Origin of the sequence: Paenibacillus xylanexedens, from assembly GCF_007676705.1 — a bacterium.
GTDB lineage: Bacteria > Bacillota > Bacilli > Paenibacillales > Paenibacillaceae > Paenibacillus > Paenibacillus xylanexedens_C.
The window spans coordinates 128,515-145,353 of record NZ_VEBF01000002.1 but is presented as its reverse complement, the minus strand read 5'-3'; the positions used below and the strand labels follow the sequence as shown (position 1 = coordinate 145,353).

At 45.9% G+C, this 16,839-nt stretch carries 17 protein-coding genes; 1 reads left to right on the top strand and 16 read right to left on the bottom strand.

Annotated elements, in window-relative coordinates; all coding sequences use genetic code 11:
- Positions 1-4: 4 nt before the first annotated feature.
- From FS628_RS10565 to FS628_RS10525, 9 genes are all read right to left on the bottom strand, one after another.
- Positions 5-1,339 carry an FAD-binding oxidoreductase gene (locus FS628_RS10565; protein ID WP_145321724.1) on the bottom strand — a complete coding sequence of 445 codons (1,335 nt, stop codon included), beginning with the start codon at positions 1,337-1,339 and terminating at the stop codon, positions 5-7.
- Between the two features lie 48 nt (positions 1,340-1,387).
- On the bottom strand, positions 1,388-2,404 hold the full coding sequence (locus tag FS628_RS10560) for an ABC transporter substrate-binding protein (protein WP_145321723.1): 1,017 nt from the start codon (positions 2,402-2,404) through the stop codon (positions 1,388-1,390).
- A gap of 35 nt (positions 2,405-2,439) precedes the next feature.
- Positions 2,440-3,306, bottom strand: a complete 867-nt coding sequence (locus tag FS628_RS10555; RefSeq protein WP_145321721.1) for a fumarylacetoacetate hydrolase family protein — start codon at positions 3,304-3,306, stop codon at positions 2,440-2,442.
- Positions 3,303-4,145, bottom strand: coding sequence for a creatininase family protein (locus FS628_RS10550; RefSeq protein ID WP_186327855.1), 843 nt, complete (start codon positions 4,143-4,145; stop codon positions 3,303-3,305). The genes FS628_RS10555 and FS628_RS10550 overlap by 4 nt, the downstream gene beginning before the upstream one ends.
- Positions 4,146-4,220: 75 nt before the next feature.
- The gene (locus FS628_RS10545; protein ID WP_145321717.1) at positions 4,221-5,408 is read right to left on the bottom strand and encodes an amidase; all 1,188 of its coding nucleotides are present in this window, start codon (positions 5,406-5,408) and stop codon (positions 4,221-4,223) included.
- 21 nt (positions 5,409-5,429) lie between these two features.
- Entirely contained in the window at positions 5,430-6,242 is an 813-nt protein-coding gene (locus tag FS628_RS10540) for a cysteine hydrolase family protein (RefSeq protein WP_145321715.1), read from the bottom strand.
- A 62-nt stretch (positions 6,243-6,304) separates the two neighbouring features.
- A complete protein-coding gene (locus FS628_RS10535) occupies positions 6,305-7,333 on the bottom strand; it encodes an ABC transporter substrate-binding protein (protein ID WP_145321714.1) in 1,029 nt (342 codons plus the stop codon).
- Positions 7,334-7,359: 26 nt separating this feature from the next.
- Positions 7,360-8,238: an ABC transporter permease gene (locus FS628_RS10530; RefSeq protein WP_145321712.1), complete on the bottom strand. Its 879-nt coding sequence runs from the start codon at positions 8,236-8,238 to the stop codon at positions 7,360-7,362.
- A 30-nt stretch (positions 8,239-8,268) separates the two neighbouring features.
- A complete protein-coding gene (locus FS628_RS10525; protein WP_145321710.1) occupies positions 8,269-9,066 on the bottom strand; it encodes an ABC transporter ATP-binding protein in 798 nt (265 codons plus the stop codon).
- A gap of 272 nt (positions 9,067-9,338) precedes the next feature.
- On the opposite strand from FS628_RS10525, the gene FS628_RS10520 reads away from it, so the two are divergent.
- The gene (locus FS628_RS10520) at positions 9,339-10,943 is read left to right on the top strand and encodes a PucR family transcriptional regulator (protein WP_186327789.1); all 1,605 of its coding nucleotides are present in this window, start codon (positions 9,339-9,341) and stop codon (positions 10,941-10,943) included.
- Positions 10,944-11,091: 148 nt separating this feature from the next.
- On the opposite strand, the gene FS628_RS10515 is transcribed toward FS628_RS10520, so the two are convergent.
- The 7 genes from FS628_RS10515 to FS628_RS10485 form a co-directional block, all read right to left on the bottom strand.
- A complete protein-coding gene (locus FS628_RS10515) occupies positions 11,092-11,631 on the bottom strand; it encodes a nucleoside deaminase (RefSeq protein WP_145321706.1) in 540 nt (179 codons plus the stop codon).
- Between the two features lie 143 nt (positions 11,632-11,774).
- Entirely contained in the window at positions 11,775-12,443 is a 669-nt protein-coding gene (locus FS628_RS10510) for a Type 1 glutamine amidotransferase-like domain-containing protein (protein WP_145321704.1), read from the bottom strand.
- A gap of 589 nt (positions 12,444-13,032) precedes the next feature.
- The gene (locus FS628_RS10505) at positions 13,033-13,407 is read right to left on the bottom strand and encodes a hypothetical protein (protein WP_145321703.1); all 375 of its coding nucleotides are present in this window, start codon (positions 13,405-13,407) and stop codon (positions 13,033-13,035) included.
- Between the two features lie 347 nt (positions 13,408-13,754).
- On the bottom strand, positions 13,755-14,633 hold the full coding sequence (locus FS628_RS10500) for a CPBP family intramembrane glutamic endopeptidase (protein ID WP_145321701.1): 879 nt from the start codon (positions 14,631-14,633) through the stop codon (positions 13,755-13,757).
- Between the two features lie 157 nt (positions 14,634-14,790).
- Positions 14,791-14,994, bottom strand: a complete 204-nt coding sequence (locus FS628_RS10495) for a response regulator transcription factor (RefSeq protein ID WP_260870999.1) — start codon at positions 14,992-14,994, stop codon at positions 14,791-14,793.
- A 513-nt stretch (positions 14,995-15,507) separates the two neighbouring features.
- Complete coding sequence (locus FS628_RS10490; RefSeq protein ID WP_145321699.1) at positions 15,508-15,996, bottom strand: NUDIX hydrolase; 489 nt, start codon at positions 15,994-15,996, stop codon at positions 15,508-15,510.
- 259 nt (positions 15,997-16,255) lie between these two features.
- Complete coding sequence (locus tag FS628_RS10485; RefSeq protein ID WP_222125220.1) at positions 16,256-16,639, bottom strand: hypothetical protein; 384 nt, start codon at positions 16,637-16,639, stop codon at positions 16,256-16,258.
- Between the last annotated feature and the right edge of the window lie 200 nt (positions 16,640-16,839).

Below are 16,839 nucleotides of genomic sequence, written 5' to 3'. Positions count from 1 at the left end.
TTGATCAGACACCGCTAACAGCCGAACGCTTTAATTTCTCCTGATTCAAAATTCCCTTCGGATCGTTACGATGTTTGATTTCCCACAAACGATCATGGGCGTATGATCGCCCGCCTTCCTTCAAATCCCAAGTATGTGGATTATTGACTATAACCCGATTTTCCTCGTAAAGTTCCATCAACTGATTCAGGTTTTCCTCCGTTGTGAAGGGAACCAGTGGCAGGCCAGAGATCAGCAAATTTCCGTTTTGCCGGGCAAATTCGATATGATTCATCACTTCCGGATATTCCTTTTTCATAGATGAGATTTGCTCAAGGGCACAGGATGGATCAAAATTCAGCTGCAGGTAGGTTAAGCCGGGGTCTGCCTTGCGCGCCCACAAAGTCGTATGATTCCATGTGAAATCGGAGACCCCTACACCTTTGTGATACTGCTCGGCAGAGACCTTCATAACCATATGACCTTCATATTCCGATAGGATACGTTCAAGTTGGGATTCGTTGGCTGTATCCACTTCAAGCAATACAACAGCACGACCAGCGGGGAGATCAAGCGGAAGAAAATAGGACGGAACCGGCCATTCATGAATGGAGATTAGCCTTTTCACCAAGGAAGTGTCCTCAGCAACCGACTGCCCGAAGCGAAAAGCCTGTTCAAACCTGTCAAAGGTTACTGCCCACTGCATCCATTCCACCCGGGGAGCCAGATTGATTTCCACTTCGGATAAAATGCCGATTGTACCGTAAGTATGCAGGTAAGGCAGCACTTCGTCCCCCTGGAGCTCAATGGTACGGGGATGAACCTCAACGGTCTTGATTTTTAGAGAACGTACCAGCCCATCCCAGATCGTCCCCCAGCTGATCGAACCGATACCGCCAAAACCGCCGCATAAAAAACCGCCGATCGTCGCTGATTGAAAGGTGGAAGGCATCGTACGCAGCTCATAACCTGCCTTGCGGGCAGTGGATTCCATTTTGCCGAGTCTAGCCCCGGCCTGGATCCGCATAGTGCCTTCTCCCATTTCGAGCACCTTGTTGTATTTGGCCAGATTCAGGACGATTCCGCCTGTGACCGGAACGCATTGACCGTAGTTGCCGGTGCCGTTCCCCCTGATGGTCAGCGGAACTCCCAGCTCTGCTGCAATGGAGAGCAGATCGTCAAGCTCTTCCTCAGTGCGCGGACTGGCGATGCAATCGGCGACCTTACCCTGCAGCTGACTGGCCAGCACAGGAGAGAAGTGATGATAATCCATCGAATATTTGGCAAGCGCCGCCTCCTCCCACTGCAGCAATTCCGGATCCATGCGTTCTTTCAATACGGCTATCCAATGTTCATTCATTCGGTTCCCCTCCCGTATGTTGTAAAACTGATCTCCTAAAGGAATCTCTTAGGAATTCGGCAAGAACTCATCCGTAAATACTTTGCTGACATCAGGCTCCTCTTTCAATGCCCCAATCTCCTTTAGCTGCTTTCCGAGCTCCGCCCAGCGTTCCTCTGTCATGTAACCAACACCGTGTTCCGCCGCATCACCTTCGTATACGAACGGGATAAGCGTTTCAGCGGCATAGTTCAGCTTTTCTTTCGTAAAATCAGGGTTTTCCTTTAAAATGACGTCATTCACGGTATCATAATTGGTCTTGTAATAATCCCAGCCCTTCATCGAAGCCTCGACATAACCACGCACAATATCAGGATGATCCTGTATATACTGCTCCGTGGTGAACAGCACATTGGAATACGGGTTATAACCAGCATCCGCCAGTAGCAGGAAATTAACGTCCACATTCTGCTGCTTCATCTCGTACGGCTCACTGGTCACATAGCCTTGAATCGCAACCGTTTCATCGGCTACAAAAGGAGCCAGAGAACCGGTATATGCCAGTTCCTTCACGTTGCCCAATTGGTATTTACTCTTCACAAAATCCCAGAACACCGAGCCTGTCCCCACATATACAGAGCGGTTGTTCAAATCGGCCAGGGAGGACATGTTCTGGTTGGCATGAACCATAAGTCCCTGCGGGCTTTTCTGGAATATCGTCGCAATCGCTACAAGGGGGATTCCTTCTTCACGAGCGACCAGCAATTGATCCGCTGTAGCAAGTCCGAACTGCGCCTTGCCGGAAGCCACGATCTGTGTTGGAGACACCTGCGGCCCACCTGCCTGGATGGTCATATCGAGACCAGCCTCATTGTAATATCCTTGTTCCTTTGCCGCATAAAGACCCCCGTGCTCCGCTTGTGCAAACCAGTTCGTCACCTGTGTAATTGCCGTGAGTTTCTCGCTTTCCCCCGTAGCAGCGGCATTCTGAGCAGTTGGCTGATTCCCGCAGGCCGCCAGCAATGTGGATAAGGAAAACATTGCTGCCAGTAAAACTACAGTTCCCTTTTGTCTGTACTTGTTCATCTCATTACCACTCCCCAAGGAAAATTACTGATGATTTATTCTACTTCCCCTACCGGATTTCGAAGCGTCATAAAGCCACTGATTCTACACTCGGCGACATCTCCTTGCTGAATCTGGACGGACCCGGGTGTGCCTGTCATGATCACATCGCCCGGATGCAGAGTCATCATCTGTGAAAAATACGAGACAATGAACCATGGATGATAAATCATGCGAGACACCATATTGCTATGAATAACCTTATCATTCAACACAGTTTCAACGACGAGACTCTGCAGATCGCTTATTTCATCAGGTGTTATTAGTTGGGGTCCAAGACTGAAAAATGTATCGGACACCTTGGATCGCTGCAGGAATCTGGGGTTCCGTGCGTGAATGTCCTGGTTTGTCATATCCAGTGTTGCGGCGAAACCGGCAATAACCTCCTGCGCACGTTCTTCCGGCACATTTTTACAGCTTCGGCCGATGATAATGCCAAGCTCTGCTTCTGATGTCACATTCACATCCTGAGCCGTCAGCTGGATATACTCTTCCGGCCCGATCAGGCTTGAGTCCGGCTTCATGAAGCAGACCGGCTCACGCTCTGGAGGAGTGGATGCGAGATCGATCGCTTTTTGCACATAATTCATGCCAATTCCCCAGATCTTACGAGGGTGGCGGAAGAGAGGAGCAGGTATGGCCCCCTCCGAAGGTATAAAAGGGATCGATGAACATGTTCTATCCCCGTAATTCTGATACCACTGGACAAGCTCATCTAGCTGGCCTTGCTGCAAGATTTCCATTATGGAGGTTCCCCATGTGCTTCCTTCCACCCTGTTAATCTCCTCCAGAAGAAAGAATCGTTCCCCATGTTCAATCGCTGCCTGTTCACCATCGCCGTGTTTCAGACTGACGAGCTTCATGAGGTGCTTCCTGCTGGCTGCTGAACCGGTTCAGACCCGCGGACATCGGTGATTTCAAAATCACACAGTTCCTCAAGCGCCTCCGACAAAATCGTTGAGATTCTATCCTGAATAATCCTGCCTTTCTCAGGTGTGGCCGTCGTAGCATCACCAGCAATGCCAGTAGCGGAAATATCAGCCATCTTCCAGGCGAAGCGAATTTTCCCTTCTAATGTAAGAAAGCGGTAAGAGGACATATCAGGAAGCTCTTTGACGAGGAATTCCTTCTTCACCCAGTCCGGTTTAATGGACATCACGAGAGAGGTCTCATAATCGCCACCATGAATACCGTATTCCAGCTCCTCGGAAGACAGGAGATCCTCCGCCACATTCAGACTGCTGGGACTGAGATAGAAAACCATCATCCCCGTTCTAATCCGTATTTCTCGTGATACGGTATTCAGCAAATCTACATTGCCGCCATGGGTATTAAACAACAGCAACTTGCGAAAACCACTGGCCTTCAGACTTTCTGCAATGTCCAGCATTATGGCATGCAGTGTGCTCGCAGATAAGGAAATGGTGCCCGGAAGACCTATATGTTCATTGCTTTTACCATACGAGACCGGTGGCAGTAGCCAAATTTCCTTATCTGCCCGCACGCGCTCCAGCGTTTGTGTTAATGTCGCTTCCCCAATCAGAGTGTCCGTATATACAGGCAGATGGGGTCCATGCTGCTCCACAGCTCCGACCGGCAGAATAACCAGCGCCTTATCCTTCGGCAGTTCTTTGACCTGTTTGCTGGTCAGACGGGGCAAAAAGCGCTCCTCCCATGCTGTTCCTACATATCGCTGAAACATAACTGACACCCTTTCTCCTGTGGCTTTGATGTTCTTTCCGCGTAGCTTAATGTCCTTATTTATCGAATGATGCTCTTATCCTTTTACTGCTGAATTTACCGCTGGAAAAAGGGATGTGGCCCATTCCAGCAGACGTTGATCCTGTCCCTGGCCAGCGATAAGGGAAATACCGACCGGGCAGCCCAGTACCTCGGCAGCGGGGATCGTAAGCTGCGGCAGACCCGACAAACCGGCAATGCAGGTTAATCGCATCGTTTTTACTCTTCGTTCTTCAATTAAAGGCCCTCCCAATCCCAGCTTCGGGGCCGCTCCAGTCGTCGTCGGAATCACAAGCACCGTATCTGTTCTGAGCAGGTCAGCCATGTGCTTGCATACCTCAATTCGGCGTTTGGTTGCCTTCTCATGATCGGCACGTTCAACGGTGCTTGCCCAGGAGAATCGCCCGGCTGTATCTGGTCCGAAGGTCGGCTGCTCACGTTCAATCCACGCCCTGTGCTCCTGCCATATTTCATAGCCCTGGATCGTCCTGAACATGGTCATCCATTCAGGCAGACCCTGCGGGGCGATGCGAATAGTTTCATGGCTCGCAGCCAGGCCGCTCAGCAACTTCAGGTAAGGGGTAAGCGCCTCTTTGCTCTCAGTGTCAGCCAGCTCCCACGCATCCTCACCGATGAGCACCCGGCTAAAGCCTGTACCCGAGTCTGTCTGCGGTAAAAGCACTTCACCTACCCGGCACAGCGTCTCGAGATCGCGTGCCATCCAGCCAACGGTGTCGAAGCTGGGAGCGAGTGGGATAACGCCTTTCTCGGAGACAATGCCATGCGATGGACGCATTCCATAAATTCCACAGTACGAAGATGGCACACGTACCGATCCTCCCGTATCCGTTCCAAGGGAAAAGTCAGCAAGCCCAGCGGCGACAGCAACCGCCGATCCGCTAGATGAACCGCCAGGGATACGATCGGGTGCCCTTGGATTCACTGGTGTTCCATAATGAACATTTTCACCATTCAAGCTGAACATCAGCTCATCCGTATGCGTCATCCCCGTTATTCGAGCTCCTTGCTGCAATAGCAGGTTGAGCGTTTCCGCGTGTTCCGTCGCCGGCCCATGCGTCTGGAGCCAACATGGATTACCCGCGCCATTTGTAATGTCACGTACGGCAAACACATCCTTGACCATAAAGCTGAGTCCGTTCAGCCTACCCTGTCCTGTCGGTTCAACTACCATCTGGTTGACAATGGCGTTCCATTGGTCCTTCATTGCGTCATCCCATCCTTCCGCTCAGCCTTCTAGCGATGCCAGCTCTTCCGATGTGTTTCTCTCTATAGGGGTCGCTGCCCCGTTCAGCTCTTCTACCAACCAGGTGGAATCCGTAACGAAGCCATAACATTGCTTGATATTGTACAATGTCGCTTCTTTGCAGAAATCTGGGGAGCTTGTTGCCGAGCAATCCTCCAGAAGTATGCCGTCATATCCGAGACAAGCTGCGTCCTGCAGGGTATGCATGACACACTGATCGAGATTTACCCCGGCAAACAACACCGTTTGAATATTGAGGTTACGCAGGATACTGTCCAGTGGTGTATCCCAAAACCCACTCATGCGGTATTTATCCACATAGATATCATCGGGGGATGAATCCAAGCCATCGACAATTGCCGTTCCCCAACTGCCTTTCTCCAGCACCTTGGAGCCGTTCCCCGGCAGCGGGTCCCCGATGCCGTTGCCCCGTCCATCCAAATTGTACACATGGAGTACGGATGGCGGCACGTTCATTCGGTCTTCCCGGTTGCCCCAGTTCACCCATATTACAGGCACTCCCGCTTTGCGCAGCTCGGGCATCAGTCGGTTCAGCCGGCTGACCGGGTTTAGGAGCGGCGAGGTATCGACCCCAATGGAATCCAGCCATCCACCCGGTGTACAGAAATCATTCTGCATATCGATGACAATAGCTGCCGTATGCTCGAGATCAAATATGACTTCCTGCGGCTGTGCAGGGAGGGTTACTGACTTGCCGTACTTTTGCGTTCGCCTTAGATCCACCAGCGTTTCGGACACTTGCCAATAGCTCTTTCGATTTCCAAGTTTGAACATATAAAGTCCCCTCATTTTTCTGAAATTTCTGATTTGAGGCATCAAATACTTTTGGTCCAGGTTTATGGCTTCATCAGATACTCGGTTGTAAACGCCTGGGTAACATCTAGTGCTTTCGTTAATCCTCCGCCTTTGATCATCTGATCCTGCAGGGTGCTCCAGCGTTCCTTTGTCATGTAACCAATACCATTTGCCTCGGAATCCTTGTTAAGAATAAATGGTTTTTCCTGCACTGCCTCGTAATTCATTGCTTCTACCGTCATATCGGGATTGTAGGTTTGAATAAACGGGTTTACCTTTTCATAGTTGTCTAGATAATAGCTCCAGCCTTTCTGACTTGCCTGCACCACAGCTTTAACGACATCAGGGTGCTCTTTGAGGTAATCTTCAGTTGTAAAAAGAACGTCTGCATAGTTCGCATAACCGGAATCGGCGATTTTCAGATAGTCTACCTCAACCCCCTGCTGAGAAAGCGCGTAAGGCTCATTCGTGATGTAACCCTGATTGAGCGAAGTGGGATCATTGATAAAATTGACAAGCTGGCCGTTATACTTCATTTCTTTTACATCTGTCAGCTTGTATTGGCTCTTGATATATTCCCAGTAAGGCACGGCTGTACCGATATATACAGTTTTGCCGTTCAGGTCTGTGAAATCCTGAATGTTCTCCCCCTTGTGGTACATAAGAACCTGCGGTGTGCTTTGAAAGCCGGCAAGGATACCTACAACAGGGATTCCTTGTTCCCGCGCCTTTAAAATTTCATCCGCATAAGATATGCCGAATTCAGCTTTGCCTGCAGCGACAAGCTGCATGGTTGACACCTCGGGCCCTCCCGGCTGAATCGTCATGTCGATCCCTTTGTCCTTATAATAGTTCTGCTGCAATGCCGCAAAATAGCCTCCATCTTCCCCTTTGGCGTACCAGCCCTCGATTAGTTTCACCTGCTTCAAATCTGTACCGGCTTCCCCTATCGCGGGGGCGGAGGATTCTAGAGCGGAGGAATTGGAGCATGCGCTCAGAAGCAGCATGATCAAAGAAGTAGCCGACAGCAGCCATTTCTTGTAACGAAAGTTCATATGATGTTTGGACATGTTGGATCTCTCCCCCGGTTCTGGTATCATTTCATTGCTGATTCATGCCAGGACTTCAAAAGTTTGTTCGACACCATGTTGATGATCAGGAAAAATGCGATTCCTAGGGCGGATGCCGCTAAACCGCAGGCGAACAGATAAGGAGTTTGCAGGCGGGTTGCCGCAACGGTAATCCCGTAACCGAGTCCGCCTTGTCCGCCACCAATGCCTGCAATGTATTCACCCACGATCGCTCCGACAACCGAACTGGAACATGAAATTTTTAGCCCTGCCATAATGTACGGGAGTGCCGCCGGAAATCTCAGCCTCCAAATGGTTTGCAGCTTGCTTGCATTATACAAATAGAATAAATTCTTCATGTTCTGATCCGTTGAGTTCAATCCGATCAGCGTATTCGATAAAATCGGGAAAAAGCTAATTAAGAATGAGATGATCACAATGGCATTTATTCCCGCTCCGAACCAGATCACAATGATTGGCGCTACCGCAACGACCGGTATAGTTTGCAAGATAATAGCATATGGATATACACTTTTTTCCACTGTTTTGGACAGGGCCAGCAAAATGGCCAATGAAATACCGAGCACTACACTGATCGTAAAACCGATCAACGCCTCTACAATGGTTGTGCTTACCGACGTAATCAGATTCGTGAAGTTCTCAGCAGCGGCTGTGGCAATATCGGATGGCTTGGGCAAGATATACGGAGGCATTCCGAGCATTCGCACGATCAGTTCCCATCCGCCGATAAACAGGACAAACACGACTATTGGCGGCAGTATTTTCTTCAACAGGCCCATGACTTGATTTTCTCCTGCCGGATAGTGACTGCGGACATTTCCCTTTCTAGAAGTTCGGATACCTGCTGTCGTTTCAACGGCTGGATTAGCTACCATCTCTTCCATGTTGCTTCCCTCTCCTCTCATTTCTGGCTATCAATGTTTCAGTACATTGGACACGCTACGCACATATTCACCGAATTCAGGCTGGGTCCGGAATTCATCATCCCTCGGATAAGCAAAAGGAATATCGATGAAATCCGAAATTTTACCGGGACGAGGCGTCATCACCACGACTTTCGTCGATAGGAACACACTTTCAAACACGTTATGCGTAATGAACAGAACCGACATCTTTTTGTCCTGTTCCCAAATATTTAGCAGTTCATTCTGTAGCGTCTGCCTTGTAATTTCATCAAGGGCGCCAAACGGTTCGTCCATTAACAGCAACTTTGGACGGGATATCAACGCTCGTGCAATAGATACCCTCATCTTCATTCCGCCTGACAACTCACGGGGCAGCACCTTCATATAATCCTTCAGGCCTACCAGCTCAAGAACCCGCTCCCCTTCGGTAACACGCTCCTTCCTAGATACGCCACGCAAAGTAAGAGGCATGGTGACATTATCAATTAGCTTGGCCCATGGTAGCAGGGTATGCTCCTGAAATACAAAGGCAATCTCATTCTGTTTACGTGCTTCCTTTGGCGTGGTACCCAGCACTGTCAGGTGACCGGAGGTCGGTTCCGTCAAACCGGCAATCATATTAAAGATGGTAGATTTCCCGCAACCGGAAGGGCCGACAAAACACAGAAATTCCCCTTCCCCCACATGCAGATTCGCATGCTGCACAGCTACAGTGCCATTGGGGTAGATTTTGCCGACATCATCGATTACAAGCATGGAACGGCTGTCCTTTTGGGCCGCTGTCTGTTGATTTTGGGTAAGCTGCATCTGAATCCCCTCTTCTCTTTGAAGTTGGTCCTATCATAAAGCCAAAAAATAAGCGTGTAAATATTCCTCACACGATTTTGTTTTTTTATCTAACGGTATACGCTTTACATTGGTTCAAAAACAGTAAAACTCATATATAGAGTCAACTTATATAACATATACATCACAAAAATGATTGCAGAAATTCGACAAGAACCTATATAATTGCTTAAAAAGTTACGTTGTGTCCGGTACCTGATTCAGATATGTATCGTTTAGGAGGATGGATTGACATGCATTTAACTATAGAAGATGCGTTGGCGGTGTACCCGTTATCGGAAGGGAAGTTGGCAGCCGGTAAACAAGGAATTTCTCGAACGATTAGCTCCATCAACTTGATGGATGCGCCGGATGTGATCAACTGGATGAAAGAAGGGGAACTATTGTTGACTACAGCTTATGCGATTAGGGATTCACCCGAGGAATTTGTTAATTTGCTGCAAAAGCTGAATGAACGTGGGGCCTCCGGGCTGGGCATCAAGCTTGGTCGATACTGGGCGGAAATACCAGAGATAGCCCTGCTGGAAGCCGATCGGCTGGGCTTGCCCCTAATTGAGCTGCCTTTTGAATTCACCTTCTCCGAGCAGATCACCGCTCTCTACCAATCCGAGTTCCAACGCGATACCCGCCGGCTGAATGAATTGCTTGAAACGCAGAAGAAGCTTGTTGATTTTGCGATGCAGGCGGATGAGTACACCAATTATTTTCAAAGTATCACAAGCATTTTAGGGGTTCCTTTAGCCATCGTTACCTCTGAGGGACAGACCTTGTATAACATGACACGCTGTTCCGAAATGGAGCTGTTAAGCGACTGGCCCTGGAATCTGGACAATCGGTTTTATAAGTCGGCCAACAATCTGTTGTATCGGGTCCCCCTGCTGAAAAACGGAAAGTCATACGGTTACTTGCTGATACAAACTGAAAATCTGCTGGAAGCACATGAAATGGAGGGCATTTTTCACCAAGCTGCCGTTATTCTTTCCTATCATCTGGAGGTCATCCAGAATCAGGAGGCTACTGCGGCAGGTAGTCGTCTTGGCACAGCCATGGAACGTTACCTAAAGGGGAACGCTTCTCTGAAAACGGTGCTCGAATTTGCGGAAGCGTTGGGAAGCACATTTTGGAGCACTCCCTACGTATGCATGGTATCTTCCACAAGAGCTGATGCATGGGACCACGAGAGCCAGCGACGCAAACTGAGGGAGATTCAGAATAAGCTTCAGGACCATCCCAAAATGACCTTCTTGGAATCCCATCATTTTTATGTGATGAACCGCATATATTCACTCTTACCTCTTCCAGATGAAGAGGCCAAGGATCGAAGGAAGTATGAGAATTCGGCACGTTTGTATGCAGATTTGATGCATTCATGGGACCACGGAGCAGGAGCAAGGACATGTTATATCAGTAAAGTGAGAACGGGCATGGAGGAGTTCATCGACGGCTTCCGGGAGTGCGGAGAGGCTGAGAGAATCAGTACGGAGCTTGGTTTAAGCGAACCGGTTGTCATGTTTGCTGACCTGGAGTTTATTTATCTCTTCAAGCATATTCCACAGGAGGTTATGGTCAGGTATTGCTCTTATTTATTCCGTCCACTGCTGGATAAGGACGAGGAATACGCCAGCGAGATGATGCACACGCTTGAAGCGTATTTCGCCCACAACGGCCAAGTGAATGAGACCGCACGCGAGCTATTTATCCATCGCAACACGGTGCTGTACAGGCTGGAGAAAATTTCAGGGCTGCTGAATCTGGATTTGAAGAATACCGATCATCTGCTGCTCTTAAAGATGGGACTTATGTTTAGGCATTTGATGTCACCCGAGAGACCAATTTGAGAAAGGACTAGGGGGCCTAGAAAGCCTCGATTCCTGGTTGCCCGTTAGTTTAACAAAAGCAGCTGATCACGTTGGTCAGCTGCTTTGTTGGTTTTGTTGAGCTATCGTTTCCCATCAGCTTAATACATCAGGTGCAAAGTTTCATTTATTATTGAACAGTTTCATTTACTAATTCATCATTCCAATGATTATCGGTATACCCACGGCTGTTGTTCCAATCTGCTAACATTTTTCTTTGTCTCAATTCTAAATCTCTGTAAGGGGCTGCAACAAACTCGATGTCGTGGAACAGATCATTATAAATAGGTAATTCGCTATTTAATTCCTGGAATTTTTTAAATGCACCTATATCCTTATCATTTGCAGCCCAAACCACTTTTTTAATCAAAGACAACACGATTGTACCTGTGCACATGGGACAAGGCTCACAGGTAGTATATAAGGTCAGTTCGTTCTTAGGAATAAATTTCTTGCTCTCAAGATGAAGTATCACATTTCCGGCTTTTCTTATAGCGTCCACTTCGGCGTGAGCTGTAGAATTACAGCTTGAAAAAACTCTGTTCCTACCTCGGCTTACAACTGAGCCATCTGCATCAACAATAATTGCACCGATAGGAAAAGTACCTTCATCTCTAGCCTTTTCTGCTTCTTCAAAAGCTAACAGAAGGTTTTCGTAATGCTTGTCCATCTTATATACATCCCATCTCAGTAATTCCCAATAATAATATATTCCAGAAATATACTGCTACTCCTTCTCCCATAATGCTAATTTTTTATTGTACGGCTACGCTAACCTGCCCGTTAGTTGAACAAAGTAGCTGATCACCTTAATTAGAGCGTCTCAACCAATTTCTGAATCTTTGAGTGGGAAATTAAATATACAGGGCCCAATATTTCTATTTTGCCGTCCTTTACACGTATAGCGCTTTCCTGTTCTGCCGCATACACATCAATCTCTTCAGACAAAAGGAACAGGTAGCCTTGAACAAACGTAGCGTAGTCACGTTGAGAGTGAGATTCATAGGCAAATTGATCAAAGCCAATACCATCATAAATCGTAGTTGTTTCAACTTCATTGCCAGTATCGTTCAAGCTTAACCATTGGGCAGCCATGTTTAACGAGCCAGCACTAGCACCCAGTATAACGGCATTGCTGTTCTTAATCACATCCGATAATTCATAATCCATTAAAAAGTCTTTCTGCAAAACCGGATAGCCGCCGCATAGAAAAATGACTGAAGCGTTTTGAATGAATCGCTGGGCATCTTCCTTCTGCATGCGGTAATCAATGAAATGATATTCATCAAAAACAATGTTAGCCTGATTCAACCATGTCCATTCAGAAGTATCAGCAACGTTAACTTGCTCATCTTGATCAATAGACGGATTAGCGCTAATCAGTACCAGTGATTTTCTGTCTTTAATATCCTCATCCAAACATTGGACCAGCTTCTCTGGAAAAAAATGATTAAACCAACTGAAGTAGTAGTGGGTATTCAAACTTAATTACCTCCATATGTACTGTTTAAATTCTTCCATTCTTTACGAAAAAACTTTTTTCATAAATATAACTCTATATTACTATAAACTGGAATTCATGAGAAATATGTCTCCACGTTAACCTGCCCGTTAGCTTAATGAAACAGTTAAATATCCTAATCAACATTGGTACCATGTACTTAATCCTTCCTCATGTAAAGAGCTCTTGCCTTAGCCAGAAAAAATCTGGTCTTGGTACAACAACACGTTTTCAAACGGTCAATCTTTTATTAACGTGCTTTATCCCGCCACAATAGTTCCACTTATAACTTTTTAGATATCCATCTAATCGGCAATCGGAGTATGTTCTTGTCCATTCCGGCAATCGGTACAGTTTTTGTCCCTCGACACAATTACGTTGGGTCCGAATCTCATTCTCAGTCGGGCTGTGGAACCCCATTACTACCAAACCACTGTCATGTCAAAAAAAGCTCTATTCAAATGTTTAACAGCTCATCATTCAACTAACCTGCGCGTTAGTTGAACAAAGCAGCCGATCACGTTGGTCAGCTGCTTTATTGGTTTTATTGAGCTATCGTTTCCCGTTAGCCTAGTCTTGGTTCAAAGTAGTAATCACATTAATATCATCTACCTTATAGCCATTAAGACCATCTCGTCGAAACGTTATTTGAACTGTTTCTGGCCACTCTCCTTTCATCACTGTCATTTCTAAAATAAAATCAGCCTCTACATTATCCGAACCTTGGATTGGTAACACGTGGACGTTCGCGTACAAAAAATTGTCGCGGTACTTTTGACGAAGAGCACTCATTATTTGAGGATTTAATTCAATTATCAATGCCTGCTGGATTAACGAGCATTGCGTTGTATGTGATACTGACAGAGTTTCTTCGCCTGAAGCTGGGGTTTTAATTAGCGAAGTTAACCCGAGCGCTAAAACGATTGTCAAAATTAACTTTATCAAATACATGTACCTCGTAGTGAGGAGACTTTATTTTCCCCAACATGAGGAGAAGGATACAGTTTAAGTGCAAAAGTATTTTTTATATACGGATATTCGGAATCCGGTAGTTACCGTTTCTTTTGTTACTATCTAGAAGTGGATACCTTACTTGGTAACTAAAAAAATACCCGCATTAAGCGGGTGAGGGAAACTATGATAAAGGAAAAGTCTCCCTTATTAGTCTGAAACAACGAGGTCATCAAAGGTTTCAGGACATATTCTGTCTACAACCTAGCTCTCATTTCGCTTTATGAAGCATATTTAAGATATAAATTGTGTTGTAGATTTTAATAAATTCTGTACATGGCTTATGTGAAATTCGGTGGCAGATTGCGATTGCGAATAGCGCCATACAGCATAGGAATGGAAATCAGAAGACTGATGATAACCGGAACCACAGACCCCTCCAGTCCAAAATCACCTCCAGTGAGAAGTGAAGGACCATGCACTTTCACAATAAACAGACCGGCTGAACTGTGTCCAGAAACAGGAATGCCAAGCAAACCTTCAAGTGCATTCCAGGAAAAATGTAGCCCCATAACAAACCACAGATTTCGTCTCCATAAATAAGCGGCTCCGAGTAGAAGACCCGCTTCTAATGATAAGGCGAACGCGCTCCATAATGTTGATCCTGTATTCCCAAGATGGGCTATTCCAAAGAATAGAGAAGTGACAGCGAGCCCGGTCCAAGTTCCCAGCAATTTATTTATGGCTTGAAACACTAGTCCACGAAAGATAAGTTCCTCGACAATGGCTGCGCCTAATGCTGCTTCAATAGAAACGATTAGAACAGTAACCGTGTCCGCATCATTTGCCCATTGAAAGGTGTAACCTCCCAATAAAACAATAATAATAGTAGATAGGGCAATAAAGATAAGCCCGGTGAGTGCTCCCATAACAGCTTCAACTCCTGCGCCCTTTCTTGATAATTCAGGAATGGACCGACGAGCCAAATATTTCATGATGAGCATATAGACCATGATTGCCAGAAAGCCCAACGTTAATGTCAACAGAAGAGAAACCAAGCCCGGTGCTTGCTCTACTAGCGGCCGGATGAGCGCATCCACAAGAATTATACCGATGGTCCCCGCTATCATCCAGATGATTGGAAAGTGCCAAAACAAATTCCATTTGCTTAATTTTTCATCCATCTGCGAATGTTCTTTGTGTGCAGATCTTTTCTTCATGTCTTGAGTCAGCCCCTTTATAGATTGATGATAGTTATGAGTATAGGCTGAAAAAGTCATAAAGTGACAGTGCGCTTTTGTCATGATAAAGTCATGTGACTATACCCCTAAGAAGCCGGCAACTATATAAGTTGCCGGCTTCTTAGGGGTGTTTATCTTAGTTATTCATGATTCCCGAGTCTCTGGCTTTGCGGGCCGCCGCTTGTCCTCCCTTTACATTGAGTTTTGAGTAGATCGCTGAAATATAATTCTTAACCGTTCCTTCACTAAGATACAAAGCCTCTGCAATTTCTTGATTACCCAAGGCCAGAAGCCAGCTTATGTAATACTTCAATTTCACGGCTACTAAGCCCATATTCATTATTTTTAATAGCGGATACCGTATTCATACTTTTGATCATTTTACTCGCCATCTCCTGCGAGATTAACGTCCCTCCCGCATGAACCACCCGTATCCCGGCAGTTAGTCCTGAACGATGCCCCGCCTCAGCAGGATCTGCTCATCGGAGACTGGAGCTTCGAAATTCCTATGAAGAAAAATTATGAATGAAAAGCCAACGGCCAAAGCGCGCCCTTACAGGATTCAACCAAAATGTAGTGGACATCGATAACTGCAGGCTCCTCTTTAGCCCGAATCGTGCATAGTAAGAATGCGTCTTTTGCTCAGTGTTGGATATAACACCTGCCCTCTGTTTCTCCCAGGCAAACGAACCTTGTTTATCTCGGACCCATTCATTGTACTCCCTAAACTTCAACTTATAGTGCTAATTAAATGAACAAAAAACAGCCAGTCACGTTATCGGCTGTTTTTTGTTCATTTAATTTTATTGAGCTATCCGTTCCCCGTTAGTTCAATACACTATCCCTCGTACAACTAAACACTCCTTTGAAGCTTGACATCAAATTCTGTCGTTGACGCAGTGACATACTCCATATAATTCACAGATCCGTTAAAGTTCAAATAAGCTTCATAACGCATGCGGATTCCAGGTAAAGTAATCAAATCCAGAACATTTTCCTTTGGTACCCACCTACATTCGCTCGTTTCATTAGAAGTAGCTAACTCTCCCCCCACAGCTTTACACACAAAATCAAACATGACCTTCGTAGGGACATCAGTCACACCGTCATACCACTTATGGCTTGTTGTATTCGAAACAACACTAATCAAATGGCTAACCATGGCGTCTATTCCACTTTCCTCTTTGATTTCACGAATGACGCCATCAATCAGGTTTTCTCCTACTTCAGTTATCCCACCAGGATACACCCAACCATCGTCATGAGCTTTTACTAAAAGGATATTTCCAGTTCCATCTTCTACAATTCCGCCTGCAGATACAATATGTGTCGGGAACGCCATTTTACAACCTCCAAATAAGATGAATTTGTATATTTATTCCACACAATTCCTACACTTTCCTGCCTTTGTGAATTTCTAAAAGATACTGCCAGCATGATTGAACCAACCTGCCCGTTGGCTTAATGAGGCATTATCACTCTAATATAATTTCTTCGTTCTCTACCGTCCCTAAAGGTATATAAAAAGGATCGTCAGCATTTCTGCAACGATCCCTATTATCATCCACTAGTTGTAAACCGCAGTTGATCACGAGGATGCTTTAAGCTAACATTTCTACGTTTTCTTCTCCATTTTGAATTGAGGGTACCTCAACCTCATCCCAATCAATATTAAAAGTCACTACACTTGCATTACTATATTGCCTTATTGAATTTAAAGTATAAAAGAAGTTCCCTTCTTCGACTGACATTAGTACGGGTACATGTTTTCTAAAGTCCGATGGACCAACCATTGGTTTATAATGCTCTTCACTTCTCAATGTTCCAAAAACGATTTTCAGAAAATCCTCGTAAAGTTCAAAAGTTTCAGCCCATTTAGAGATATATTCAAATGGCGGGAAACCAGGATTGTTATTTGAAAGCTGCTTCCGAAGTTTTAACATTTCACAAAGTTTGTTCGTCAATTTTATAAATTCGTTCGTCATAATGCTCCGTTGGACGTTCAAAAGGCATTCGTTTCAACATTGATCTTCCCTTTGTAACTAAAATTTATTAAGTTACCTTGGTTTTGTTATTGAATTCTATCTGAATTTATCCTCCCCCTTCACTAAACTATCCTGCTCGTTAGTTAACTTAATAGAACACCTGTAGGGAATTTGTGATGCATGAAAGTACAATAATTCAA

Coding starts and splice junctions, on each gene's coding strand:
- FS628_RS10500 (WP_145321701.1), bottom strand. CDS start 14,633: ATGAAGAAAAGATCTGCACACAAAGAACATTCGCAGATGGATGAAAAA.
- FS628_RS10550 (WP_186327855.1), bottom strand. CDS start 4,145: ATGTTTCAGCGATATGTAGGAACAGCATGGGAGGAGCGCTTTTTGCCC.
- FS628_RS10525 (WP_145321710.1), bottom strand. CDS start 9,066: ATGCAGCTTACCCAAAATCAACAGACAGCGGCCCAAAAGGACAGCCGT.
- FS628_RS10530 (WP_145321712.1), bottom strand. CDS start 8,238: ATGGAAGAGATGGTAGCTAATCCAGCCGTTGAAACGACAGCAGGTATC.
- FS628_RS10520 (WP_186327789.1), top strand. CDS start 9,339: ATGCATTTAACTATAGAAGATGCGTTGGCGGTGTACCCGTTATCGGAA.
- FS628_RS10495 (WP_260870999.1), bottom strand. CDS start 14,994: ATGAATATGGGCTTAGTAGCCGTGAAATTGAAGTATTACATAAGCTGG.
- FS628_RS10535 (WP_145321714.1), bottom strand. CDS start 7,333: ATGTCCAAACATCATATGAACTTTCGTTACAAGAAATGGCTGCTGTCG.
- FS628_RS10545 (WP_145321717.1), bottom strand. CDS start 5,408: ATGAAGGACCAATGGAACGCCATTGTCAACCAGATGGTAGTTGAACCG.
- FS628_RS10540 (WP_145321715.1), bottom strand. CDS start 6,242: ATGTTCAAACTTGGAAATCGAAAGAGCTATTGGCAAGTGTCCGAAACG.
- FS628_RS10560 (WP_145321723.1), bottom strand. CDS start 2,404: ATGAACAAGTACAGACAAAAGGGAACTGTAGTTTTACTGGCAGCAATG.
- FS628_RS10485 (WP_222125220.1), bottom strand. CDS start 16,639: ATGACGAACGAATTTATAAAATTGACGAACAAACTTTGTGAAATGTTA.
- FS628_RS10565 (WP_145321724.1), bottom strand. CDS start 1,339: ATGAATGAACATTGGATAGCCGTATTGAAAGAACGCATGGATCCGGAA.
- FS628_RS10515 (WP_145321706.1), bottom strand. CDS start 11,631: ATGGACAAGCATTACGAAAACCTTCTGTTAGCTTTTGAAGAAGCAGAA.
- FS628_RS10490 (WP_145321699.1), bottom strand. CDS start 15,996: ATGGCGTTCCCGACACATATTGTATCTGCAGGCGGAATTGTAGAAGAT.
- FS628_RS10555 (WP_145321721.1), bottom strand. CDS start 3,306: ATGAAGCTCGTCAGTCTGAAACACGGCGATGGTGAACAGGCAGCGATT.